This window comes from Hallerella succinigenes (assembly GCF_002797675.1).
GTDB classification, from domain to species: Bacteria; Fibrobacterota; Fibrobacteria; order Fibrobacterales; family Fibrobacteraceae; genus Hallerella; species Hallerella succinigenes.
This window is the reverse complement of sequence record NZ_PGEX01000001.1, coordinates 1,921,313-1,946,857: the sequence shown is the minus strand read 5'-3', so window position 1 is coordinate 1,946,857 and position 25,545 is coordinate 1,921,313. Positions and strand designations below refer to the sequence as shown.

Genomic DNA, 25,545 nt, shown 5'->3' with positions numbered 1-25,545 from the left:
TCTTCTACTTTTCCGGTCCCAATATTGCCGAAGTTTTTTTTTGAAGAATCAGGAGTGCGGCTGCTTCGGCAAGTGCTTTTTCCTTGCGTGCAAGTTCCGCCTTGAGCTTGGCAACTTCATCCTCATGCTGTTTTACGGACATCACGTTTCCGTCACCAGAGTTCTCCATTGCGGAAAGAGAAAGGTCTCTCCAGGACTGGAGTTCCGCAAAAGAAACCCCGTTTTCGGCACAGAACTTTTCGAGTTCCTCTGGTGTCATGCCCTCAGATTTTGCGACGAGGCTGAACTTGGTGAGTGCGGATCTTTTTGCCGATTTCTTGCTCATGGAGACTCCCTGACGTTTGCGTTGCCGTTCCGCAGCAATCCATGAGTACAATGTAGCTTTTGGCAGGTTCATTTCTTCGGCGATGGTCTTGACAGACGGGCATCCCGGCTTCTTTATTCGCTCAAGAAATGAATCCCTGAGTGTTGTATCGGTAGTTTTTCTGGACATAAAAGTCCCCTTTCCGCCCCGGATTTAGGAGATGAAAGCGGACATTTTGACCTGAGGAAGGGGGGACGCCAACGCGAAGAGAAGCGAGTCCATCTTCGGGGACACCTATTTCAGCCTGCTAAGGGCGCACAGAAGCCGACTTTTACCGGACAGCCGCCTCAACGGGCTGCCCGGATGGCTGGGACGGCTCAAAATCATCGATTCCACAACGGTGACGCTGTTCTCCAACCTGGTTTTCAGGGGTGTCGGCAGGGACCCGAAAATTGGAAAGAAGAAAGGCGGCATAAAGGTCCATACAGTCATCAGCGCGAACGAGGGGGTTCCCGGCGACATCAAGTTTACTTCCGCGGCCACCCACGACAGCTTCATGCTCAAGCCATGCGACTTTGACGACGGCGACGTGCTCGCCATGGACCGCGCCTACATCGACTATGAAAAGCTGGAGGATCTGACGCAGCATGGCGTTACCTACGTGACCAAGATGAAAAGAAACCTGACCTACGAGACGGTCTCGGAGAGCGTCCTGCTCGACGATGGCAGGTACCGGAACAGGTCGGTCAGGGACGTCGTGTTCCACAAGGGCGCTACAACGCATAGGGCCCGGATTATCTCGTACACCGAGACCAAGACTTCGAGGAGAGGGAGCAAGGAGCAGGAGGTCCAGCTGCTGACAAACAGCCACGACCTCGGCGTGGATGAAGTTATCGCCATCTATCAAAGGCGCTGTCAGATCGAATCGCTTTTCAAGCAACTTAAGCAGAACTTTCCCCTGCGCTACTTCTATGGGGTGAGCGAGAACGCCATCAAGACCCAGATCTGGGTAACCCTCATCGCGAACCTTCTCCTGACCCTTGTGCAGCGCAGCCTTGAACGGCGCTGGAGCTTTTCCGGACTTGCGACAATGATGCGAATAATCCTGATGCTCTACATTGACATGTTTGACTTTTTTGAACATCCCACAAGGGACTGGGAACGCATGCTGCAGCATCCACCTTGCCCATCGTAGCGTCCAAATTTCTAGGGAGGGGGCTTGCAACGGCAAAATCAAAGTCTAGACCGCGTAAATTCTGGGGTCTAGACGCTTTGAAAATTTTCTCCGGACACTAATAGTTCAATATCTATTAAAAAAAACGACTACATTGCTGTCATACACACAATCGTTATTTCGCATTAACGTACAAGTTTTCAAATATTTTTTCCTTATTTGAACAGCCATATAATTCTTGCCAATCTTCTCTAAAACTAATTTGTAAATCTTCTAGTGTAATATTTTTCAAATGATTTGTTGTAATGTTGCTATAACCCATAGGGAGTTGAGCAGATTCCAACAAAATACAAGAAGAACGAGATTTTTTCTTTTCTTTGTCCGAATATAAAATGTCAGACATCACTCGACTCATACTCAGCTCCGAATAAATCCATGATGAGTATGTCCAATTTTTCACACCTTTTCGATCATTTCGCAAAGAATTTTTTGTTTGCAAAAAAATAAAGCTTGTACAGGAATGCATAACTTTCATTAATGCTGAATTTAGCATAAGATGAACATGAGCAGTCGTTCCATTGCGACAATCATAATTATTGTTATCAGAATACTTCTCATCCAATTTTCTCAGCAATGTCTCTGCATATCCCCAAACACAAGAATCAACAAAACATTTTAATTTAAAATTTTTCGCTAAATAATATGATATTGCTATTGCTAATTTTTCATCACTATGCGAATGCGATAGAAAAATGTCATTCTCTCCTAACGGAAACCAATCTTTCATAACCTCCGTCAAATCAACATCATCAGCATTTTTAGGAAATGGATACGCATCCAGTTTTTCAGCCGTTTTTCTCTTATTTCTACTTGCAATCAAATATCCCTGTTTTACACATTCGTCAAAATTAAATTTATTTTCCGGTATCATTATTTCGTTAGCATTTTTCATTTCTTTCATACTAAAAAAATATCTAGCCATACTCATTTTCCTTTTTTCACAAGAGTTTTGTTTTTTACTGTATCAAGAATTTGAACGTTAACTTTTTTCAATTCATCAATTTTAAGAATCAATGAATCAATTTTATCTAAATTTATTTTCAACGAATCAAATTCTTTTACATTCACGTTCAAAGGGTCATTCATCTTAAATTCAATCTGTTTATTTGACAATTCTATTTTGGTAGTTTCATCAACATTTGATGATTTAACTGCTACAATAAATAGAATCACCAATGCGAGAGACACCCCTCCATAAAAAAGGCATATACTTTTTGATATAAATGCAGAACAATATGTTACATACTTTTCATATTTCTTTGTAGACATTCCATACAAAGGAATTTTTCTACAAAATACAAACGACTTTATGTATTTTATTTTTTGTCTGTTTCTTTTTTTTGCAAGAAAACATCTAATCTTAGCAAAGCATTTCGATATGGAATATTTATTTCCAATACACACTGCATCATTATACAGATAGCGATATCGTCTTTCGAGTGTTAAGTAAAACGTATCTAAACCCCCAAAAAGAATTGTTACAATCAAGGCAATAATAATCAACCATGAAATCTTAATAACAAAATTGACGCCAACAAGTCCTGTAATTAGAGCAATACACCATTCCTTCATTTGCTTTGAGTTCTCGCTCATTCGAGTAATGGTTGATTCGATAATATCTATATGTTGTCTTTTTTCTTCTCTATTGTCACACATTGCAAACTCCTTTTTTATTGACGTAAGTAAGGATTGTTTCCTTTAATCCATTCTTCAAAAATTATATAATGCCTTTTGTCATTATTCACCCATAGTGCATTTTGACCTTTATCAGTTTTGGTTTCAGAAATATATGGATATATTCCTAAATATTCTTGTCCATGATAATCATCAGCATTATATACCTCTCTTGTTAACGGGCATATCGCAACTCTATCTTTTAATCCATCCATCAATCCTAATTCCCAGGGCATCCACTTTGATTGTGGAGCATTCTCTGATGTTACATAAAAAAGACATTTACAATTTCTCATTCGAGATTTTATAGTCTCCGCCGTTTCCTTTGTCACACGAGAACGATTCAAGTTTTGATCGTCTATCCAATCAACATATATTTCGTAATGGTATTGTCTTTTCAAATATTTTACCAATCCTGCAACAGCCACTCGATCCCTATAACTATGAGACAGAAAAATGTCATATATTTTCTTTTCATCATACCGAGAGAAACATTTCATTTCCGATTCTAATAATACAGCCTCATCAATAGCATATTTTGACGCAACAACGCGATTTTCTCGAGCAATAGACTCAAATCGATCAATATTAAATAAAGCCATTCTTTAACCTCTCACCTTAATTGCTTTTTCAACCCATTCTTCTAAATGTTCTGCAATGTCATTGTATGCATCGTTAGGATTTGGATTATAACATGGTACCACAGAAGATAATGGATTACCATTTTCAAAGAATATTTTATCAAAGGGATTATCACCCATATTAGAAAAACCCATATAACCATATCGACAAAGCAAAGGATCTTTTATACGATGGATGTATATTCCAAAAACACCCATTCCCTTATTCCATGCTCGTCGAATTTCGTAGTCAACCCAAGGTCTTTCCGAGGTATGTTCCCCCACAAGGACAATCAAACACGAGCGATACTGCATATTAGCATCAATCCAGCGACGAATGGCCTCGTCTCCACCTTTCTTTACTTCTTCCCAATCATTGTCGGATACAGAAGTATTTCCTTCAATAGCCCCAATATTTCGAATTTGAGCAACTCGACGAGAATCTTGTTTGTAGTGAAAACTATAAAAGACTTGACGTTTCATACTCCGTAACCTTTTTGCGACATTTTTCGTAAAGCCAATTCAAGGCTTTTTCCCATTTTTCTTTAGCATCTTTATTTTCACAAAGACGGACAGCCTCCTCTGACAAAGGATCATTGACAGAATTTGTGCTAAAGTTTTGACTAGCCCATAATTTTAAACAATTCTCCGTCAAAAGAACATGTTCTTTTAAAGGCTCAGGATAAAAAACTTTTATTTTTTTCTTACCTTCATCACCTTCAAACATTGTCGAAGAACAATTTAGCTGCGAAAAATCTGGTATAGATTCCCTTTTTCTTTCTCGCATTATACCCACCATAGACAATTCATGGTAAATCCATGGAGAAAATGTTCCTTTTTCGCCATTTTGATTTGAATATGAATTGGATGACCCAAGAAATATAAAGCACTCAGCACGATCAATCATATGTGCCAATGCTTGACATAGCATTATATGAACATGCGTAGTACTTTCATATTTATTTGCATTAAAAGGAGTCCCCGAACAACGTGATTTAATGTATCGTTCTATCGATTGCTTACTTGCATTCTCTTTACACTCTTGATCAATTTCCCGTTGTAAATCCGTTATGCATCCCCATAAATCCGAATCAATGAATGAATTTATTTCAAAATTTTTCTTCAACCATTGCGCAAACTGTTCAACTCTACTTTTATCTAAACCAGAATGAGATAAAAAAACAGGACAACATTTAGAAGGAAAAAAAATCTCTATTAATTTTTCTCCATTCAAACAAGTAACATTAGCCTTCAGAAATTTTTTTAAAGAAGAATTAATTTTTTCTCTATCTACATTATCATAAATAGATTTAACAGGTTCATTCTCTATTAAGGAACCTATTTGATCTAAATCTAATGCATACGCTCTAAACATAAAAAAACTCCTTTTTCACCTTTTCTCCACAGCTTCGATTTCTTCTGCATCGGTGATGCCGTAGAGTTGATAGACGAGGGTGTTGACTTGGGTTTCGAGGGTGGCAAGTTGCTTTTGGGTTGCTTCGGTCGGCCCTTCGGCAGGCTCAGGGACCTGAGTTTTGTTGCTGTTCACCAATTCTTTTTTCAGGCGAATGATTTCATCGGCGAGGGTGGCGAGTTGGTGCAGGAGTTCCGCATTGTCTAGTGGGATGCGGAGGTTTTCAAAGTAGGCTTTGCGGATTTCACGGGTGCCGCCCATGAGTTCAGGACAGTTGTACCATATCCAAAGTTTGACGAGGTTGGAATTGAATATGGCGAGAAGGGCTTTCAGTAGGTTATAGCCACTAGGAGAGGAGATTCCCGCCTTCGCGGGAATGACATCGCTGATTGATTCTGCATTGGATTGCTTCGCTTCGCTCGCAATGACGTTTTCCGTTCCCTTTGGCAAATTCTGCGAATTGTCCTTTTCCGTAATGATAAAAGATTTGTCGTTGCCGAAAGAGCCGGTTTCGTCATAGGTAAACGGGAATACCGAGGTCATGTTCGGATACATGATTTTCGGTTTGGCAAATTCTTCCAAATAGGCACAATTACGTAGATTGTATGGCGAATCGCCTTTGTCTCCACGTTTAATCAATTTATCTATAAATTGGTCAAGATGCTTTTTGATTGCAGGGTATTCGTCTATGTTAATCGGCGCAATGTTCTTTTCTTTAATTCCGTTATGCGGATTGATTAGATACTGATCGCTTTCCGTCACCCATGCGTTAATGTCTCGGCCACGAAGCAGGGGCTTTATGAGTTCTTCGCTCTTGGGGTCTTCAGCAATGAGTTTTTCTCTCGTCTTTCCATCAATAAAAAACGCGTCATTATAACCTGTCTTTAAACCGTAATTAATGGTAATCGGCATATCTTTCAGAGCCGTGCCGACGTTCATTTTCTGCAATACGGAATCGTGGAGTTTGTTGCGGATGCTCCATTCGCTTGCTCCAAAATTTTCTGCCGGGAACTCGAATGTCGCGGCATTGACTTCTTTTTCGAATTCGCCGTGATAGTTCTTGCTGTTCAGCGAGCACGCCAAAACGGGCATCTTGTCGCCGGACTTTTGCGATACGAATATGCACACATAAATGGTCGCATCGGCAAAGAACTGGACATCGCCAAAGTTGAGAATTTTCTTGAGCGAGGTCTGGCTCATAAACTCTCGCAGTTCCTTGCCGTAATCCACAAGCATCCACTTGTTCGGCATGATGAACGAGAAATATCCGTTCTTTTTCAGCAGGCTGTAGGCACGTTCCACAAAAAGGCAATAAAGGTCTGCGGACTTGTTGTAGCAACTGTAATCCCGTTTGCCGTAAACGTCGCTCATCTCGCCCATGCTCTGGAGTTGCACATACGGCGGGTTTCCGATGATGGCGTCGAAGCCTGTAAAGCGACCTTCGTCATCAAGGATTTCTGGGAACTCAAACATCCATTCAAGCGAGTTGGAAAAATCGATGGTGTCGCCCGCTGAGCCCTTGTATTCGTCGAACATTTCAATCTGCCCGTCTTCAACCATTCGGCTCTTGAGCGACGCAATCTTGTGCCGGAGCATCATCTTGGAACTCTGCGACTTGCCCGTTTTGTATTCCTGCACAAGTTGTCTGTATTCAATAAGGCTATTCTTGAGGCTATCCCGTTTGCGGTCGGCTCGTTCATCACGAGTAAGATAGTCCGCAATCAAGCGCCCGTTCTGCACGGGGTATTTGCTCAGCAGCGAATCGCCGACTTTGATATTGATGTCGATGTTCGGGAGTGTCTGAAGTTGTTTGTAGCCGCTTTCCTTGGTGTAGTAGGCGTTCTTCAAAAGTTCAATCCAAAGGCGCAAACGGCAGATGTTCACGCTGTTGGGGTTCAAGTCAACGCCGAAAAGGCAATTCTCGATAATGCGACGTTTCTCGTTGAACAAAGCTTCTTGATACCGCTGGCTTTCTTCGTTGCCCGGCTTGTATTCAAACGGTTCGCCCTCGTCATCAACAACAGAAAGTTCATCGTTATCTACTTTCAAAATCAGGTCGCGACGTTTGATGCGTTTGCCGTCTGCATCGCACAAAATGTTCAATTCCGATTTGATTGCAAGCAGGCGATTAAGGGCCGACACCAAGAAATGCCCAGAGCCCACGGCGACATCAGCAACGCGGATGTCATCGACAATTTCATTCGCTTCTGAAATATCTTCAATCTTGTCCGAGACATCTTCCAAATTTTCGCATTTCCAGGACTTTTTCTCGTTGAACTTCTGCACTACCGTCCGTTCCAGCACATCGCGGGCCATGTAGTCGGTGATGAACCCCGGCGTAAAGAAACTGCCGTCTTTGTAGCCGTTGATTTTTTCGAAGATGAGTCCGAGAACCGACGCGTTGATGAGCGTCTTGCTCGTAGAGGTCACGCCGCCTTGGGCATCGCTTGCGAAGTTGTACGCATCGAGGAACTTGAAGATGTAATCCAGATTCGGGAGCGTGCCTTTCGCGCGTTTGCCGCGTTCGTCCTTCAGAACGGTCTTGTTGAAAATTTCCATCTGGGCATCGGGAATGCCTCGGATTTTCAGGTGCTTTTCGTCTTCGGTCGACTCGAACAGTGAACTGTTCAGGTAAGGGACGTTCGGGTAACGCTTGAGCACGTCTTCGTCGCGATCCTCGATTTTCTTGCCGAGCACCTTGAAAAAGAAAATATTCAGTTCGTCGAAGTTCGCTATTTTGTCTGTACTCATGAACCGGTACGATGCATCGCCCTTTTGATACATGAGGATTTGCGATTCGACAAGTTTCAGGAACAGCAGGCGGTTCACCCATGTGATGCAAAGACGGAGCGCCATCGCTTCGCATTCTTCCTTGTTCGGGAAATCGTCTTCGAGTTGGTAAATTGCACTTTCGAGGAGGCTCGCCTTGTCGCGATTTGCGGGCTTCTTGCGTCGGATGACTTTCTTGCTTCCCTTTTCTTCTTTTACTTCTTCGAGGCCGATGATGTGCAAGAGTTCCGCATAAAAATTGCGGTCTAGGCTGTTGCTGTCGTTTGCGAAAGGCTTCGCGAGGAGGGTTTCCGGGGAGAGGAATTTGTAGAGAGGGAGGAGTTTTTTAGATCCTTCGACTCCGCTTACGCTCCGCTCAGGATGACACGCTGCATTAGATTGCTTCGTGGAGTTTATCCCGGACTTTGATCCGGGACTCGCAATGACGTTCTTGCAAGCATCTTCCAAGTTAAAACGTACAACGTTGATGTCGCAGGAGGCGAGGAAATCGTCGATGGCGGGTTTCGCGATTTCGTTGTAGAAATCCGAGGTCTTGTTGCCGCTCATCTGATTCGCCTTGAATTTCAGGAACTGATCGTATATCGGTTTTGACTTGTTCCCGAAATAGCGGATAAAGTCTTTTACGTCGAAGAAATACCATTCGTCAAAATTCGTGATGGCGAGCCACTTGATTTCGTGATTGCCCGATTGCACGTATTCCAGCATAAAGTAATAGACAAGTTCCTGCAACGATTTTACGTTCGGATGCTCCGCCGAAAACATTTCCGCCGCATTCGTCGGCGACTTCGCTTCGATAATCACCGCAGGCTTTGCACTTGCCGTATTGCCGTTAAAAATTGCAAGGTCTATCGGGCGGTTGACCTGCACCGAATAATCGGGTTCAAAAATCTTGCGTAAAAAGTTCCAGATTTCGCCCTTGTGGTATTCTTCGTCCTGCGCAGCGTTCCGCTTGCTATAAAGATTCTTGAGCGAAAGCTTGAAATATTCCATCTTTTCGACGGGGACAGGGAGCTTGAGGAACGCGGAATTGACGGACTTTTTAGGCAAAATGAACTTGATTGACATACAAGGGAAATATACCCTTTTTGAAGACAAAAGATGGCAATCCCAAGGTTTTGCGACAAATCCCGTTTTTTTGCAGTCGGGGCGTTGCGGCCTTTGACCACTTAGCGCTTCAGCGCTTATGTGGGCATGGCCACCTTTAGGTGGTGCGGGAGACTTCCCCCACCAAAATAATTTTCAGAAAATCGTGCGGGTCTATTGATAAACGGGATTTTTGAATCTATATTGTAGTGCACAAGTGTGTAGTCTTTGGTGTTTTTCCGCTTGTATGCCAGAGGAATTGACGATGAAGAAAGATGTTGCGGCCAGTGCGGCCGAGGCCGACAAAAACGAGATAGTCGTTTACCAGCCGGAGGGTGGTGAATTCCACATCGAAGTCCGGGTCGAAAACGAGAGTGTTTGGCTAAATCGACAGCAAATGGCCATCCTTTTCGGCAGAGATGTAAAAACAATTGGCAAACACATTGCCAATGCCTTAAAAGAAGAACTCAAGGATACCCCAACTGTCGCAAATTTTGCGACAGTTCAAAATGAAGGCGGTCGAGACGTCCGCAGAAATGTTGAACACTATAACCTAGATGTCATTATATCTGTAGGATACAGGGTAAAATCCGCAAATGGCGTAAAGTTTCGCCAGTGGGCAAACCAAGTCCTTAGGGATCATTTACTCAGGGGATACAGCATCAATCAACGGATGCTGGCAATGGGAGGCACGGAGATTGCCCTTTTCAAGCAAAATGTTGACATGCGCCTTACCGCCGTTGAGCAAAGGGTGGATTTTTTCGTCAACACAGCCCACTCAGCCCAAAATCAAAAAATTGAGCAATTATCTAATGACGTCCAGAAGGTCATGGCAAATTTTATCGACCCGACCACTTTCAAGCATTTTTTGATTCTGAACGGGCAACGGTTGGAGGCCGATGTAGCCTACACGCAGATTTACGGCTTGGCAAAGAAGTCGGTGCTGATTGTGGATGACTACCTGGATGTAAAGACGCTCGACTTGCTGCGGTGTGTGGTGAAGGGTGTTTCAGTCCAGATTTTCAGCGAGCAGCACGGGCGCACACGCCTGACCGAAAGCATGTTGGCGGACTTCAGGGCTGCCCGCCCGGACGTTGAACTTGACGATGTACGCACCACGGGGAACATGTTCCACGACAGGTACATCTATCTGGATTTCAAGACCGACAGCGAGAAGCTTTTCCACTGCGGGGCTTCAAGTAAGGATGCCGGCAACAAGATCACGACCATCATGCAGCTGGAAGATATCGCGGGGTATCGTGCACTGTTCGAGAGGCTACTGGAAAATGAAAGATAATGAAAAGCGCCAGAGGAGTTGACGATGAAGAAAGATGTTGCGGCCAGTGCGACCGAGGCCGTTGCGCCGAAAAAGCCCGAATTTTCCCTGATAGACGAGGATTTGCTCAAGTCGCGAATATATACCATCCGCGGGGTAAAGGTCATGCTCGATGCCGATTTGGCAGAGATTTACGGGTATAGCACGAAAGATTTTAACAGACAAGTCAAGAACAATATCGAAAAATTCGATGAAGATTTTCGGTTTCGGCTGAATTCAGAGGAATTTGAAAGCTTGAAGTCCAAAATTTGGACCTCAAGTGATGAGAGCAAAGTTGAACCGCAAGGTATCTTGAGGTGCAAAAATTGCACCTCAAGTTGGGGTGGCGCCAGGTACGCTCCCTACGCCTTCACCGAGCAGGGCATCTACATGCTCATGACGGTTCTTAAGGGCGAGCAGGCGACCGCACAGAGCAAGGCCCTCATCCGTCTTTTCAAGCAGATGAAGGACTACATTGCAGCGGAAAACAAGCAATTGCTAGGAAATAACGGAATTGCCCAAATCGCATTGCAGACTGCACAAAATACGAGGGATATCGCGAAACATTCTGCCGGTATTAGGGAACTTTCTGGTGAAGTTCATGATATGCGTGAAAATCTCGGAAAGGTGAACCTGGACCTGCAAAAAGTCATGGCGAATTTCGTTGACCCGAGCACCTTCAAACACTTTCTGATTCTGAACGGGCAGCGGCTTGAGGCAGATGTCGCCTATACGCAAATCTACGGTATGGCAAAAAAGTCGGTGCTGATTGTGGATGACTATCTGGATGTAAAGACGCTTGATTTGCTGCGGTGCGTAGCGAAGGGTGTTTCTGTCAAGATTTTCAGCGAACAGCACGGTCGCACCCGCCTGACCGAGAGCATGCTGGCGGACTTCAGGGCCGCCCGCCCGGATGTTGAACTTAGCGATGTTCGTGCCACGGGAAACATGTTCCACGACAGGTATATCTACCTGGATTTCGGGACAGACACCGAGAAACTTTTCCACTGCGGGGCATCTTCCAAAGATGCCGGCAACAAGATCACGACCATCATGCAGCTGGAGGATGTCGCGGGGTATCATACACTGTTTGAAAGGCTGCTGCGAGAGGGGGAATAAAAGCTTTTCAGAGAACTAATCCCTATTTTTAAAAAGAGAACTTATCCACCCGTTTTTTAGCCAATCAAACCGACTTTCGATATTTTTTATCTCGGTCTCGGCCATCGTGCAGCCAATCCAGAACTGGTCATCGCCCGGTCTGTAAGAAATGATAACAAGTAGTGTACAAAAGTGTAGTATTAAACACATCGTCAAATTCGTGGCATTTTTCAGAAAAAGATTGTCAAATTCGTGGCATTTTTAAAGAAAAAGCACCAGAAGAATTCCTCCTGACGCTTGCTTTTAGGAGATCGGGGAGACAAGTTAAGGTTGCGCGGGGGACGGGTTAGAGTTGCCCGGGCAGCACGAGCTTTTCCTTCGGCGGGAATTCCGCGTCGTACTTCTCGAACGCTTCGGGGTTGCGCATGGCGACAAAGTACGGTTCGGGATCGCGGTAGCTGCCGGTGATTCCGTCGAGGAACCCTTCTTGCAGTTCTTTGCAGAGGAAGTAAGGCGCGTCGCTTTCGGGGTCGTCGGCGTAGCGGATTCCCCTGGTGCTCGCGACCACAAAGCCGCTCTTGCCGTAGAACGCGATGTTCCCGCAAATCAGGAGGCAGCCCGCGCCCATCTCGGCGGCAATTCGCATGGAATGGTCGAGCAATGTTTTCCCGTATCCCTTGCGCTTGTAGTCGGGGCGGATGCTGATGGGTCCGAAGGTCATCATGCGGATTTTGCGCCCGTCGTCGGCGTCGATGTGCGACCACGCGTACATCACGTGGCCGATGATTTCGCCGTCCACTTCCAGTACGAGCGAGAGTTCCGGCACAAAGTCGGGCTCGCTCCTGTAGCAGTGCAGCACGTAATGCTCGGTGCATCCAAGACGGTACACGTTCCAGAAGGCTTCGCGGGTAAGGTTTTCGACGGTCTTAAAGTCGCGCGGTTGTTCCGTGCGGATGGTGTAATTTTTCACTGTTTATCTCCAGGTTGAATTTTTATGACGGGCATAAAAATCGCCTTGGAAGACGGCCCAAGGAATGTCTCCCAAGGCCCTAGACAATGAACCAAGATTTGCTAAACAGCATCCAGTCTCCGTAAGTTGGTACTAGAGGGAATATAGAATTTTTTTTCGTGTCGTTCGTATTCCGCACATGAGTAGTTGTCTAGGAATACTTGACAACTGCCGGGGCTTGCGGGGGCGGTGTTCGAAAGATGCCCTATGCCTTTACCGAGCAAGGCTCTCATCCGTCTTTTCAAGCAGATGAAGGATTACATTGCGATGGAAAACAAGCAATTGCTAGGAAATGACGGAATTGCTCAAATTTCGTTGACCCGAGCACCTTCAAGCACTTTCTGATTCTGAACGAGCAGCGTTTATCCAAAGATGCGGGGAGCATGATCACGACCATCGTGCAGCTGGAAGATATCGCAGGGTATCGTCCACTATTCAAGAAGCTGCGGGAAGAGGAGGAATAAGGGCGCGCCTCCATACACCCTCAAGGGGGCATTTTCGAATTGCGATTACATATCCGGTTGCTGGCCGTCGTGCGCTTTCCATGCGCATTCCGTCACCTGCATATCCGTAAATCGAGCCGTGAAGCTGGAATTTTCCGGGCTGCATGCATATATGCCAAACCGAATTTTTCCGGCTCCTTCGAGCATGTGGCAAATCCGCATTTGGGAAAACTGCACCCCGTCCCGAGAGCACTCTATGCAGTAGTCATCTTCGCGCCTGCTGAGCCTATACCACATGGATTTTACATCTGCAGGAATCGCAGTCGTCGCCCAGTCTGAATACCCGCGGTTTGTCACGACAGAACCCAGGTGCTGAAATTTTTCATTCTCATATTCGACCGACGCCTTAAGCCAATTTTCCGAATCCAGATACAGTGCCACCCCGCACTGATCGAAGCGATGACGACTTTCGGAAAAATCGGTTTTGACGACAAAGGAAAAGAACTTTTCTTCTGTTTCCATCTGCAGAATGGGAGCGTTATCGTTTCTGAAATGATAGTAGGTCCTTTGCCAAAGGTCCGTATGCGGGGCGGTCACCATTTCGACGCATTCCTGATTGATGCTATAATTCCGGGGTTCCCTGACCCATTTCATTTTAGAAATATCAAACATTTCCGCATCCTTTGAATTTGTCCCTATCCGAATTTATTCCAACATTTTTCCAAGTTCATACGCCTGCTGCAAGGCAATTTCCCCGACATCGCCTTTGTCCTTTGCGCCACGCACGAGCACGCGGCCCATATCTTGCAACTTGAAGAAATTGAGGCAAAGCCTGTACTGCGCGAGGATGCCGTCAAACAGTTCCGGGAGCGAGGCGGCACCGACCAAGAGCAAGGCCATCTTGTGGATGTGGAACGTATCGCGGATCGGATTGTGGAACCGGTCAATGACAGCCTTGAGTTGCGCACTCAGACCATAGAAATACACGGGAGACGCAATCACGAGCATCTCGGCAGCTGCGGCTTTTTCGTAGACAATTTGCATGTCGTCTTTCTGGCAGCACTTGTGGTCTTCGCGTGCAAAGCACGAATTGCACCCGATGCAAGGATTGATTTTGTAATCGTGAACAGAGACGACTTCGACATGGTGCCTTGGCGAAGCACCCTTCACGAACGCCTCCACCAATAAATTCGTATTGCCGCCCTTGCGCGGGCTACCCGAAAGAATCAGAATGTTCATACCTAATCCACTGCGATATAGTTTGTTGCTATAATCTATAAAACAACTAGAGATTGCCAAGTCATCTCGCCCAGCGCCAAGACATTCTATAGGGACCTCTAAAAATACATTCATTTCCTGAAGATGGGTTTATTTGTCGTTTTCAGGCGTAAAATTATCGTAATTCAGGCGCTATTCCTTCTTTGTTCCGGGCCTTTCGGCCCGGTTTTTCGCCCCGGTGGGCGCCCGACGCGCGGGCTAGTCCTATTTCGGGCGTGTAAGCGCAACCATCCTGAATATGTTGTACGTAAGGAACGAGGCGAGTTGCTTCGCCTGCGTTTGCTTTACCGCAAGAAGAGCGAAATTTTTTCCAGATCGAGGAACGTGATGAACACGAAGAGCGCTATGAAGAAAGCCATCGCAATGCGCTGAATGATCGCCTGCTTTTCTTGAGAAATCGGTTTTCCGCGCACCGCTTCAATCAAAAGGAACAGCAAAAGTCCACCGTCCGTAATCGCAAGCGGAAGAAGGTTCATAATGCCCAAGTTAATACTGATAAGGGCAAGAATCATCAAGAACTGCTGGAAACCAGCCATCCAGACATTTCCCATCACAGCGACGATCGTCACCGGGCCAGACATCGCATCGACCTTGACCTGTCCCTGGAACATCCGCTTAAAGTAGCGGAACACGCTCGTCGTCATTTTCCAGCTGGTCGCCGAAGCCTTGGCAAATGCTTCCGGGAAGCTACGGCTCACGATATGCGTTTCCTTGAACATCACATAGGTCATGTGAATGCCGATCATGTAACGTTTATATTCCGCATTGTAAACCGGCGAAAGTTCCTTGTACAGCGTATCTGCGCCACGGTGAATCGTCACCAGCACAGACTTACCTTCCGAACCATTGATGTGATCGACCACGTCCTTGTGACGGTAAATCCACTGGTGATCGATTTCGACAATCGTATCGCCCGGGAGGAATCCCGCTTTTTCAGCAGCGCTCCCTGCCATCGGTTCCCCAGAAACGACTACGCGGTGACGCGGATAAATGCCCGCTTCGCCGACGCCCATGCGAATATCGCTCTTACCGGAATCCTGGGCTGGTATCACCATTTCTTGCGGAACGAGGGTGAGCGTGAGCGTATCGGAACCGCGCAAAAGCTTCACAGGAACCTTTGCACCAAGGCGTACACCGATCTGTTCCCGGAAATCGTCCCAGCCCTTTGTCGGATTGCCATCGACTTCAAAAATTGTATCGCCCATCTGAACACCGGCAAGTTCTGCCGCGCTTTCCGGCACGACAAGCCCCACGATTAAACGGGAAGATTCCGGTTCTTCGACGCCGTACATGTAAAGCCCGATCAGCATTACAAAAGCGAATGCGATATTCACAAACGGACCTGCAAAAGCAATCGCCGCACGAGCCTTCACACTTTTACCGGCAAAGGAATTCGGGTCGTTTGAATCCGCTTCATCCGGATTTTCGCCTTCCATCGCCACATAGCCACCAAAGGGGATCATCGAAATGCAATATTCCGTGTCACCCTTTTTGAACTTCAAAAGCTTTTTACCGAAACCGATCGAAAAGGTTCTGACCTTGACCTTGTTCCACTTGGCCACCAAAAAATGTCCAAGTTCATGAATAAAAACGAGAAAGCTCAGGCTCAAAATGCCGAGCATAAAAATCAGAATATTGTTGAATATGGATTCCATTACTCCGTAATTTAACAAAAACATTCCAATAAAAAATCCTCGCCTGCATGAGCAAGCGAAGAAGCTTTTACAAAAGGTGTTTTACTTGATACGGAGACCGTTCAGGTTAAAGCGTTTGCCGTTCTTTTCGATAAAGAGCATTTCGCCCGAAAAGCGGAGGCGCGCCTTGGAAACGTTCGCCTTGCGAGAAACAACCGGTTTGGTTTTAATGCTCGTAATGCCATCGACAGCAAAGTCCGGAACATATCCTGCATTCAAAGCTTCGAGAGCGAACGCCAGGTAAGCAAACGGAGCGTTCCAGTTGATCGCGACCTCGTTACTGGCATAGCTGCAACGGTGATCGATGTAAGAAGTTGCCGGATATCCCGTTTTGTAATCGCTGCATTCCCAGGACTGCGAACCGATATCTTCACCACCGGGCTGCGGGCCGCCCACAACCATGCCCGGCACCGGAGCCGTAACGCCGTCAGCCGTACTCGGACGGTGATGCGGAAGTTTCGGAGACTTGGATCCGTAACCCGTCACAAAGGACATGTTCAGCGGGTTCTTGCCAAGAAGATAATCCAGGACCTTGTTTGCAGCCACATAATACTTCTTATCACCGGTAATGTAATAAGCATGCAACAGCCAAACACCCTGATTGGCCGCAACAGCATTCGATCCCCAGACGAAATCGCCGTAATCCATCACGACACCGAAACCGGTTTCTGCGCGGGCCACAAAGACATCCGCCGTTTTGAGCAAGCTGTCCTTCGCGGCACTACCTTCCGAGCCATAGGCATCGGCATGCGCCGCCTTTTCATAGGTCGCAAGGCCAGCCACGTCGCCCCAGCTCGGAACACTTCTTGTCGCACCTCCCTGCGTATAAGAAGCATCTCCTGTCGTCAAAGCGAGTTCCGTGCCGGCAAAGAGCTTTTCATCTTCAAGCCAGGAATCGCCATATTCCCCGGTCGCTACATCGTACGGATTGCTGAACGCGACGTTCGGATTTGCAATGCCCCAAGTGTAAGCGCTCTTTGCCGCAGTCAGGCACTGTTCTGCATAAGCGGCATCAAACGGTTTGTACACACGGGCAGCGACTGCCATCACCGCGGCAAAGTCAAACGTCGCCGCAGTCCCTTTGCCCACCACATAACGAGCCGCTTTATCGGCAGCCGGCATTACATCGCCCGGGAATTCGAGCGTCGTAAGCTTGTGGAAAACGCCGCCATCAATATCCTGCATGGTAAGCATCCAATCCAGATTGTACTTGATTTCGGCGAGAAGATCCGGAAGGCTTCCTTCGGCAGGGATGTTCCACTTGAGCGTGTTGAAATAGGCCGGGAAATGTTCGTACAACGCAAGGAGCGTATACGTGGAAATACCCGAGTTCACAATGTACTTGCCATAGTCACCGGCATCGTACCAACCCTTAGGGCTGCTGATGCTCCCCAATTTTCCCGTAGAGCTGTGCAAGGAAACTTGTGTATCCGGGTGACCTGCCGGGCGCTTCCACTGTCCGGCATAAGTTTCTTCGAGAGCCATCGATGCGCGCTGATAGTAATACCATTTCAGAGATGCTTTCGCGACATCCACATACGGCGCATCCAAAACTTTTAAATCGGAACGGAGTACCTGTCCGCCGACTTGAATCGAATAAGTGCCCGGAGTCTTCAAATCCGAAAAATCCACCAGCTGAACGCTCTGACCGCTTGCCGCCCAAGTTGTTGCAGCAGACGGGGTCACGGTCAACACGGTCGTGCCACTTGCATCCACGATTTTCACATCGCCGGAGCCTTCGAAAAGGGTGAATTCCTTGGCGTCACCCGTACGATAACCGATCTGGTTGATATAGGCTGTCGCCGCAAAGGAGGCCGAAGCCATAGATAAAAGCGTAATCGCAAATGGAACGCACTGTTTCAAACCGAATTGAGCGGACATAAGACCTCCATGGGATAGGTTCTTTTATCAAATCTATGCCAAAAAGGAGCAAAATTCCACATATTTTTGCCGTATATGGTTACAGCTGTAGCCACTTTAACAAAAAAAGGAACCCGACAAATATCGAATTCCTTTCAAATCAGGCAAAAATCGATTACGGAATGAGTTCTGCGGCCAGTTTACGCGCTTCCGCATCGGCAGCCAGAATCGTTTCCAAATCGAGATTCACAACGGTCGGGGTCTTTTCCACGATCTTTTCGACGCCGTTCGGAATGTCCATAAAGCCGATCTTCTTTTCGAGGAATGCGTTTACGAGCACTTCGTTTGCAGCGTTCATCGTCGCTGTATAAAGCCCACCTTTTTTACCGCATTCCATCGCGAGGGCGAGGCAGCGGAACTTTTCAAAGTCCGGTTTGAAGAACGTGAGCTTTCCAAGTTCAGCAAGATCCAAGCGGTCCGTTTCGAGCGGAATGCGTTCCGGCCAGGTCATAGCGCACTGGATAGGAATCTTCATGTCCGGAGCGCCGAGCTGAGCTATGAGGCTGCCATCACGAAACTGGACTAAGGAATGCACACGGCTCTGCGGATGCACCACAACCTTGATCTGTTCATACGGAATGTCGAACAGGAAGTGCGCCTCGATGATTTCAAGGCCCTTGTTCATCATGCTCGCGGAATCAATCGTGATCTTTTTGCCCATACTCCAGACCGGATGGTTCAAAGCATCTTCCAGGCGAATGTCCTTGAATTTTTCAATGGGCCATTCGCGGAAAGGTCCACCCGATGCGGTGATCTGCAGTTCTTCGACTTCTTCCTTCGGACGGTCGGCAAGGCACTGGAAAATAGCGTTGTGTTCAGAATCGACCGGAGTCAGGTAAGCCTTCGGGTTCGCCTTGAGAGCGGCAGTAATCACTTCGCCCGCCATCACCAATGTTTCCTTGTTGGCAAGAGCGATGTGCTTGGATGCGCGAATGGCGGAAAGTGTCGGGAGGCAGCCGACGGAACCCATCAAAGAGTTCAAAACGATGTCAGTCTTCGGATCGCTTGCAAGTTCACAAAGGCCGTCCATGCCGGTGAGCACAGGCTTTCCGAGTTCCTTCGAAAGAGCCTTGGCGGCTTCCGGCTCGAACATGCAAAAACGTTCCACATCCATTTCACGGGCAATCTGCGCGACCTGTTTCCAGTTGCGGTTGGCAGCGACTGCATAAAGCTTAAAACGCTCCGGATGCTGCTTCAAAACGCCAATGGTCGAAGTTCCGATCGAACCCGTAGCACCGAGAAGGGCGACATTTTTCATTCTTCTGCCTCAAAATTTTAGGTTTTCCACCTGCAAAGATAGAATAAAAAAAGGGAATCCCTCCGAAGAGGAATCCCTTTTGTTTTCAAGAAAATCTGTGTTACAGGCGCACCTTGAAGGAGTGGGAGCCCACCTTCACGATATACAAACCCTTTGCTCCCGAGAACACCTTCTGTTCACAGCCCAAAACCTTCGTCGAACGCAGTTTATTTCCCAAAGCATTGAACACCGTCACAGACATTCCCTGCGCACCCGAAACCGCAATGGAACCGTTATCCGCATAAACCGCAAACGGGAAATGGTTCGGGATTTCCGAAAGAGCCGTCGTTGCACTCGAAGAGGATTCCTCCGCGGAGCTGGAAGAGCTCAAAGCGTCCATATTCGAAATGGTGATTTTTCCCGCATTCGGAACCGCATCAAAATAGATATAGCCATCGGCTATCAAAGCTTCGAGTTCGGCATTTTCTTGCATCACCCGAATGTTTTCCCAGCCAGTCGGCTGTGCCATCCGCAAGGAAAGCGGGTAATCGTATTTTGAAATATTATCCGCAATGGAATGCTTTAATTCAAAAGCATAACTGTCCGCATTTCCACCGTCCATCGGATCGATGAAAGCCGCATTGCGTTCCTTGATATACATCGTCACGTTGCGGAATGGCGCGACCCAAACATCCTTGTCATTTTGCTTTGCCCATCCCAGCGCGCTTTCCATCACAGTCGCATTGGTGGGGGAATAGGTCGCATAACCGTTTGTTCCCGTCGTGAACCCATGCGTGAGGAACATGACCCAGCCACCGCTATTCACCGCGCGCTGTATGTTCCCCGTCAAATCCTCCGAGCCTTGATTCCCCGTCATGATCGCAGGGACGGCAGCCCAATTGCTCGGGCCATTTTGCCCCATGATATCGGAACCTCCGCTCCAGCTTGCATTACAGATTCTACCCGCAATATAATTGTGTAAAACCTGCTGATCGCCAGGAGTATTGCAGTTCGGATAAGCGAGCGTGATGCAGCCATAGGACTGCTGAACGTTGTTCGAAATCACCTGTTTGGAGGAAGCAATTTCATTCGCCGGCATCGCCCCGTTACCTGGATGCGATTCGCTGTGGCTTGCAATTTCATGGCCTGCGCTTGCCATGGTTTGAACATCGCTCCAGCTGACCATTCCATTTGCACCGACCCAGTTGGTCACAATATTGAACGTGGCCCTATAGCCGTACTTTTCAAACATCGGAGCGGCAATTTCCACATCGCTTTTAGGTCCGTCGTCAAACGTAAAGGAAACCGCGCCTTTTCTAAAGCCCGCCCACGTGCCGATTTCAACCGACTGGGAAAACGCAAAAGAAGTTCCCCAAACAAGTACTGCCACCAAAGAAATTTTTGTGCAATTCATACTCATCCCTTTTTAAAAATCGCACTAAAAAATACAGTCGCAAAAGCCAAAGTTCGCACTAACAGCCAAAACTCCGTTGTAAACAAAAACAACAGAATCTTTAGGCGCAAAAAAAAGCTGGGCAAAACCCAGCCTTAAAATTTCGAGAAATTTAAGCGATACCCTTCAGGAATTCCATCATCAAATAAAGGGTCGGGGCCGCCAAGTAAAAAGAATCACACCGATCAAGGACTCCGCCATGACCCACAAAGAGATTCCCAGAATCCTTGGTACCGCTCCAACGCTTGAGAGCGCTCATCAAAAGGTCTCCAGCCTGACCGGCGACGGTCAAAATGAAACCGAGTGCAATTGCCGAAGCCCAGTTGAACTGCACCCCGAAAGCGGAAAGCGCCGAAGTGCACTTTGCAAAATAGGCCACCCAGGCGATCGTCGCAATGGAGCCGGCAATGGAGCCTTCCCACGTCTTCTTCGGGCTAATCGTCGGAGCAAACAGATGACGGCCAAAAGGTCCCTTGCCCGCTGCAAACTTGCCAAAGAAATAGGCGACCGTATCGCAGAGCCAAACGCTCGTCATGACAAGGATAAAAGCGTAGCAATGTTCAAAGCCGTGGCCATTCCCCACCATCAAAACGTTCATGCCACCCCAAAGTCCCAAATAAAGAGGCGCACCGAGCTGCATCACGAGCCATGGGAAAAGGTGATCGATTTTCACCTTCGCATAGGCAAGGGCAATATAAATGGCAAAGCTGACAAGGAACGTGGAACCGAGCACAAAAGGCACCGCCGGGAGTCCAAAATACCCCCCTTCGGAAAGCACCCAGGCAAGGGTCAACGCCAAGGAAGACGCAAACGAAAGATACCGGGTATCCGGGCCTTGATACATTTTGGAAGCCATGCGCGCCCATTCCCAGGCACCGACGCCAGCCAAAAAGCACAAAAGGCCTACACGGCTAAAATCGTTGAACCACAGCAAAAAGAACACCACCGGAATGGCGATGAACGCGGTAATCAATCGTTGGGCCAAATTACTCATGTAAAACCTTTCCGAATCTTCTTTCGCGCGTATTGTAGAACTCGATGGCCTTCTGGAACTCTTCGTTTGTAAAGTCCGGCCAAAGCGTCGGGGTGACGTAGAATTCACTGTAGGCAGCCTGCCACAGCAAATAGTTGGAAAGTCGGAATTCCCCACCGGTACGAATTACAAGATCCGGGTCCGGGGCTCCCTTCAAATAGAGATGCTTTGCAAAGACGGATTCGTCTACAGCGTCCAAGGAAAGTTTGCCTTCCTGGACTTCTTTCGCGATAGCCTTGCAAGCGTCTACGATTTCGAGACGTCCACCGTAAGAAATGGCCAAGTTCAACTGCATACCGGTATTGTTTGCCGTTTCATCAATCGCATGCTGCAATTGAGACCGCGGAGCATCCGGCAAGCGGTTAATGTTCCCGATGACCACGAGCTTCACGTTTTTTTCCATGAGGTCGGGAAGTTCCTTGTGGACCATTTCCACAAGGAGCTTCATCAGGTAATCCACTTCCTTTGAAGGACGCTGCCAGTTTTCGGAACTGAAGACGTACAGGGTCAAATGTTCCAAGTGCAGATCGCACCCGAATTTCACAGCGTCGATCGTTGCCTGAGTACCTTTGCGATGCCCCAGAAAGCGTTCAAGACCGCGACCTTTGGCCCAGCGGCCATTGCCGTCCATAATGATAGCAACGTGTTTCAGTTCGTTCGACATAGGCAATTACACTGCAAGAAGGTCGGCTTCTTTCACCTTCAGGATTTCGTCAATCTTTGCGATATAGGCGTCGGTAACCTTCTGGATCTGTTCCTGGCTCTTCTTCGCTTCGTCTTCAGCGATTTCCTTGTTCTTCTTGATGGCGTCGTTCGCATCGCGACGGATGTTGCGAATGGCGACCTTGCCTTCTTCGGCATGCTTGCGGGCAAGCTTTACAAGTTCTTCGCGACGTTCCGAAGTAAGGATAGGAATCGCGACGCGGATGCAGTTGCTTTCCATCATCGGGGTTACGCCGATATTGGCAACGAGAATCGCCTTGTTGATCGCTTCGACCATCGGCTTTTCCCACGGAGTCACGAGGAGCATACGCGGTTCCGGAATGGAAACCTTTGCCACCTGCGGAATCGGAGTCGGCGTGCCGTAATAATCCACCATCACGTTGTTCAAGATTGCCGGAGTTGCAACGCTTGTACGGATCTTGGCGAATTCGCGTTCCGTAGCTTCAACAGCCTTTTGCATCTTTACTTCATATTCTTCAGCCATGAAATAGCCTCTTCAAATTCAAAATAAAAGTTATGCACACAGCCAAATTAGCAGTGTACGAGCGTTCCTAAATTACCTTCTACGGCAGCCTTCGTCAAGTTTCCCTTTACCATTTTGAACACGAAGATAGGCATATTGTGTTCCATGCAAAGAGCGACCGCAGCCGTGTCCATGACCTTGAGACCGCGGGAGATGACTTCCTGGTAGCTGATATCGTCAAAACGGGTCGCTTTCGGATCCTTGACCGGGTCAGCCGTATAAATACCGTCGACCTTCGTCGCCTTCATGATCACGTCGCATTCGCTTTCGATGGCGCGGAGAGCAGCACAGCTGTCCGTCGTAAAGAAAGGATTGCCCGTTCCGGCAGAGAAGATCACCACGGAACCTGCGGAAAGGAGCTTGAGCGCACGGCGGCGGTCAAAGAATTCGCAGACCGGTTCCATGCGGATCGCAGACATCACCACGGAGTCGATGCCCTGCTTATCCAAAGCGTCCTGCATGGCAAGGCCGTTCATCACGGTGCCGAGCATACCCATGGCATCGCCCTGGGCACGGTTCATACCGCCGGCCGAAGCAGAAATTCCGCGGACCAGGTTGCCGCCGCCGATAACGAGAGCCACCTGCACGCCCTGCTTGACGATGGAAGCGATTTCACTTGCCATGTCGGCAAGGATGACATTATCAATACCGTGGCCTTTTTCACCCGCAAGGGCTTCGCCACTGAGCTTCAGAAGAATGCGCTTAAATTTAGACATAATTATTCGCCAGTTGATAGGTTCGTTTCTCGGGAGAAATGTAACAAAAAGCGAGGACACTCTTATCCCAAAAATAGCCTATATACCCTTCACAGCCCACAGAGGGACATTTTCCATCCATTCTTGTTTGCGATATGGCGACATAGATGTGCGAATCGCCGTAGAAGGTTTGAACTTATCCACAAAAAAGCGGAGGCTCTTGGCTTTCAGATTTTCTTCTGCCTTGACCTCAATGGGAACGACATTCCCCTTCTTCTGGATCAAGAAATCAACCTCGTACGTTGATTTTTCGGAGGCATAATAGAACGGAGTATACGGCTTCTCGGCAAGCAATTCCTGCAACACATACTGTTCCGTCAAAGCACCTTTAAATTCGGTAAAGATTCTATTTCCATTCAGAACCGACGACACATCCAGTTCGCTTTTTGCAGCAAGCAAGCCTACATCGAGCATATAAATCTTGAAGAAATCCAATTCCGCATATGCCTTTAAAGGCATTCCCGGTTTGGAAACCATATTTACCTTATGCACAAGCCCGCAATCCAAAAGCCACTGTATCGCAATTTCAAAATCTTTTGAGCGAGCCCCCTTCTTAATTTGTCCAAAGAAAAACTTTCGATTTTCCTTTGCCAACTGCAATGGTAGAGAATTCCAAACCATACGGATTCTTGGCAATTCCCTCGGGTCCACGTGTTTACCGAAATCGCCCTCGTACTGATTCAAGATTGAATTCTGGATTTCACGGCAAGCATCATAATCTTGATTTTCTCGGAACGAATTCACAACTTCGGGCATTCCCCCAACAATATAATACTGCTTGAGACGTTCCCTATACAAGTCCGCAAACTCGTTCACCTCCGCATTTTCAGGATTGTCAATATACGCGGCAAGGCGTTCATCACCAAGCGCTATCAAAAACTCAGAAAAACTCATCGGATGGAGCCACAACTCGTTGATCTTGCCCACCGGGAAAGAAATTCCCTCGTGAATTGCAACCCCCAAAAGCGAGCCCGCAACCACAACCGCATATTCGGGACAATCTTCACAGAAATACTTCAGCGATTCAAGCACCTTCTGCGCAGACTGAATCTCGTCAAAAATCAGCAAAGTCTTTTCAGGAACAATCTTGACACGCAGTTCAATTTCCAAAGCGTTCAAGATGCGACGGACGTCGTAATCCGGCTCGAAAATCTTCGCAATCCTACTGTTGTTATAAAAACTGACATAGACGCAATCTTCAAAATGCGTCTTGCCGAATTCCTTCATTGCCCACGTTTTGCCCGTCTGACGGGCTCCCCAAAGGACAAGAGGCTTTCTGTTTTTCGAGTCCTTCCACTGGACCATTTTTTCGATTATAGACCTAAACATATTATTAATATAGAATTTTTGCGAATAAAAAGCACTTTTTCTTCGGAAAAAGTGTAAAAACGTAACAAAAAGAGATTAAGTTCAACCTCGAAAGCAGCCCCTTGATGCAGCGCATTGTCAAGCTCAAGGAAAAGGGCTATGCCGACGAGGACGCTTTCGACTATGCACCGGAAGACAATGCCTCCGCGATTGGACAACTACAACCACGTGCTCGAAGTCGCTGGCGACATCATCGCGAACACCGTTCCACTTTCGCGTTTTCAAAAATTTACTTGAAAATGTATTTTTTTTTACATTCGCCACAGAAAAAGAGGTTGTTATGCCCCAAAAAAGCTGGAGCAAGGCGGAAGAATACATTTTCTCATTTTTATGCATCAAACAGTATGTGGTTCCATCCCTTACAGTAGAAGAATTTTTGGATTTCGCTCAAAAAAGTTTGCCACGATTATCAAAATCCTCCTTAAAAGCAAAGCTTTCAAATGTTAAGCATCTGTTGGACTCCCAAAAGATATCAAATACCATTCCTCTTAAACCATTAAGAAATTTTTCAAAAACAAATGAAGACGCCATCAAAGACTTGATAGAGTCTTTCAAGTTAAGGTAGTTTCCATTACAC

23 protein-coding genes and 1 pseudogene are annotated in these 25,545 nt (G+C 47.1%); 5 read left to right on the top strand and 19 right to left on the bottom strand.

Annotated features, from left to right (window positions below; all coding sequences use genetic code 11):
* Positions 1-4: 4 nt before the first annotated feature.
* A complete protein-coding gene (locus BGX16_RS08870; RefSeq protein ID WP_095879140.1) occupies positions 5-493 on the bottom strand; it encodes a terminase gpP N-terminus-related DNA-binding protein in 489 nt (162 codons plus the stop codon).
* A 79-nt stretch (positions 494-572) separates the two neighbouring features.
* Between BGX16_RS08870 and BGX16_RS08865 the strand changes: the two are divergent.
* Positions 573-1,499: pseudogene (locus BGX16_RS08865) on the top strand (IS4 family transposase); the annotation flags it as partial.
* 154 nt (positions 1,500-1,653) lie between these two features.
* Here the strand turns inward: BGX16_RS08865 and BGX16_RS08860 are convergent.
* Genes BGX16_RS08860 through BGX16_RS08835 form a run of 6 tightly spaced genes read right to left on the bottom strand, consistent with a single transcriptional unit; the run spans position 1,654 to position 9,101 of the window.
* Positions 1,654-2,460: a hypothetical protein gene (locus tag BGX16_RS08860; protein ID WP_157797949.1), complete on the bottom strand. Its 807-nt coding sequence runs from the start codon at positions 2,458-2,460 to the stop codon at positions 1,654-1,656.
* 2 nt (positions 2,461-2,462) lie between these two features.
* Positions 2,463-3,194: a hypothetical protein gene (locus tag BGX16_RS08855; protein WP_100425715.1), complete on the bottom strand. Its 732-nt coding sequence runs from the start codon at positions 3,192-3,194 to the stop codon at positions 2,463-2,465.
* Positions 3,195-3,208: 14 nt separating this feature from the next.
* Positions 3,209-3,814, bottom strand: coding sequence for a TIR domain-containing protein (locus BGX16_RS08850; RefSeq protein ID WP_100425714.1), 606 nt, complete (start codon positions 3,812-3,814; stop codon positions 3,209-3,211).
* A 3-nt stretch (positions 3,815-3,817) separates the two neighbouring features.
* Positions 3,818-4,315, bottom strand: coding sequence for a TIR domain-containing protein (locus tag BGX16_RS08845; RefSeq protein ID WP_100425713.1), 498 nt, complete (start codon positions 4,313-4,315; stop codon positions 3,818-3,820).
* Positions 4,293-5,207 (bottom strand): hypothetical protein, encoded by a 915-nt coding sequence (locus BGX16_RS08840; protein ID WP_100425712.1) that lies wholly within the window; start codon positions 5,205-5,207, stop codon positions 4,293-4,295. The genes BGX16_RS08845 and BGX16_RS08840 overlap by 23 nt, the downstream gene beginning before the upstream one ends.
* 15 nt (positions 5,208-5,222) lie before the next feature.
* A complete protein-coding gene (locus BGX16_RS08835; protein WP_100425711.1) occupies positions 5,223-9,101 on the bottom strand; it encodes a type IIG restriction enzyme/methyltransferase in 3,879 nt (1,292 codons plus the stop codon).
* A gap of 283 nt (positions 9,102-9,384) precedes the next feature.
* On the opposite strand from BGX16_RS08835, the gene BGX16_RS14870 reads away from it, so the two are divergent.
* Together BGX16_RS14870 and BGX16_RS08825 are read left to right on the top strand one after the other, a co-directional pair.
* The gene (locus tag BGX16_RS14870; RefSeq protein WP_198514898.1) at positions 9,385-10,416 is read left to right on the top strand and encodes a virulence RhuM family protein; all 1,032 of its coding nucleotides are present in this window, start codon (positions 9,385-9,387) and stop codon (positions 10,414-10,416) included.
* A 24-nt stretch (positions 10,417-10,440) separates the two neighbouring features.
* The gene (locus tag BGX16_RS08825; protein WP_100425710.1) at positions 10,441-11,553 is read left to right on the top strand and encodes an ORF6N domain-containing protein; all 1,113 of its coding nucleotides are present in this window, start codon (positions 10,441-10,443) and stop codon (positions 11,551-11,553) included.
* 325 nt (positions 11,554-11,878) lie between these two features.
* Here the strand turns inward: BGX16_RS08825 and BGX16_RS08820 are convergent, their stop codons facing one another.
* The 12 genes from BGX16_RS08820 to BGX16_RS08760 all read right to left on the bottom strand — a co-directional run bounded on the left by BGX16_RS08820 (position 11,879) and on the right by BGX16_RS08760 (position 24,905).
* Positions 11,879-12,502, bottom strand: a complete 624-nt coding sequence (locus BGX16_RS08820) for a GNAT family N-acetyltransferase (RefSeq protein ID WP_100425709.1) — start codon at positions 12,500-12,502, stop codon at positions 11,879-11,881.
* Between the two features lie 548 nt (positions 12,503-13,050).
* Entirely contained in the window at positions 13,051-13,656 is a 606-nt protein-coding gene (locus tag BGX16_RS08810) for a DUF1349 domain-containing protein (protein ID WP_100425708.1), read from the bottom strand.
* Positions 13,657-13,689: 33 nt separating this feature from the next.
* Positions 13,690-14,223, bottom strand: a complete 534-nt coding sequence (locus tag BGX16_RS08805; RefSeq protein WP_100425707.1) for a flavodoxin family protein — start codon at positions 14,221-14,223, stop codon at positions 13,690-13,692.
* A 323-nt stretch (positions 14,224-14,546) separates the two neighbouring features.
* On the bottom strand, positions 14,547-15,917 hold the full coding sequence (rseP, locus tag BGX16_RS08800) for an RIP metalloprotease RseP (RefSeq protein WP_241899507.1): 1,371 nt from the start codon (positions 15,915-15,917) through the stop codon (positions 14,547-14,549).
* 81 nt (positions 15,918-15,998) lie between these two features.
* Positions 15,999-17,837, bottom strand: coding sequence for a glycoside hydrolase family 9 protein (locus tag BGX16_RS08795; RefSeq protein ID WP_100425705.1), 1,839 nt, complete (start codon positions 17,835-17,837; stop codon positions 15,999-16,001).
* Between the two features lie 154 nt (positions 17,838-17,991).
* Positions 17,992-19,134, bottom strand: coding sequence for a 1-deoxy-D-xylulose-5-phosphate reductoisomerase (locus BGX16_RS08790; RefSeq protein ID WP_100425704.1), 1,143 nt, complete (start codon positions 19,132-19,134; stop codon positions 17,992-17,994).
* Between the two features lie 100 nt (positions 19,135-19,234).
* The gene (locus BGX16_RS08785) at positions 19,235-20,527 is read right to left on the bottom strand and encodes a polysaccharide deacetylase family protein (RefSeq protein WP_100425703.1); all 1,293 of its coding nucleotides are present in this window, start codon (positions 20,525-20,527) and stop codon (positions 19,235-19,237) included.
* A gap of 151 nt (positions 20,528-20,678) precedes the next feature.
* Positions 20,679-21,560 (bottom strand): phosphatidate cytidylyltransferase, encoded by an 882-nt coding sequence (locus BGX16_RS08780; protein ID WP_100425702.1) that lies wholly within the window; start codon positions 21,558-21,560, stop codon positions 20,679-20,681.
* Complete coding sequence (locus BGX16_RS08775) at positions 21,553-22,263, bottom strand: isoprenyl transferase (protein ID WP_100425701.1); 711 nt, start codon at positions 22,261-22,263, stop codon at positions 21,553-21,555. The genes BGX16_RS08780 and BGX16_RS08775 overlap by 8 nt, the downstream gene beginning before the upstream one ends.
* A gap of 6 nt (positions 22,264-22,269) precedes the next feature.
* Complete coding sequence (gene frr, locus BGX16_RS08770) at positions 22,270-22,806, bottom strand: ribosome recycling factor (protein WP_100425700.1); 537 nt, start codon at positions 22,804-22,806, stop codon at positions 22,270-22,272.
* Positions 22,807-22,853: 47 nt separating this feature from the next.
* Positions 22,854-23,561: a UMP kinase gene (gene pyrH, locus BGX16_RS08765; protein WP_073302648.1), complete on the bottom strand. Its 708-nt coding sequence runs from the start codon at positions 23,559-23,561 to the stop codon at positions 22,854-22,856.
* Positions 23,562-23,639: 78 nt separating this feature from the next.
* Positions 23,640-24,905: an ATP-binding protein gene (locus BGX16_RS08760; RefSeq protein WP_241899506.1), complete on the bottom strand. Its 1,266-nt coding sequence runs from the start codon at positions 24,903-24,905 to the stop codon at positions 23,640-23,642.
* Between the two features lie 162 nt (positions 24,906-25,067).
* On the opposite strand from BGX16_RS08760, the gene BGX16_RS14865 reads away from it, so the two are divergent.
* Entirely contained in the window at positions 25,068-25,205 is a 138-nt protein-coding gene (locus BGX16_RS14865) for a hypothetical protein (RefSeq protein ID WP_198514960.1), read from the top strand.
* A 43-nt stretch (positions 25,206-25,248) separates the two neighbouring features.
* Entirely contained in the window at positions 25,249-25,533 is a 285-nt protein-coding gene (locus BGX16_RS08755; RefSeq protein ID WP_100425698.1) for a P-loop NTPase family protein, read from the top strand.
* The last annotated feature ends 12 nt before the right edge of the window (positions 25,534-25,545 follow it).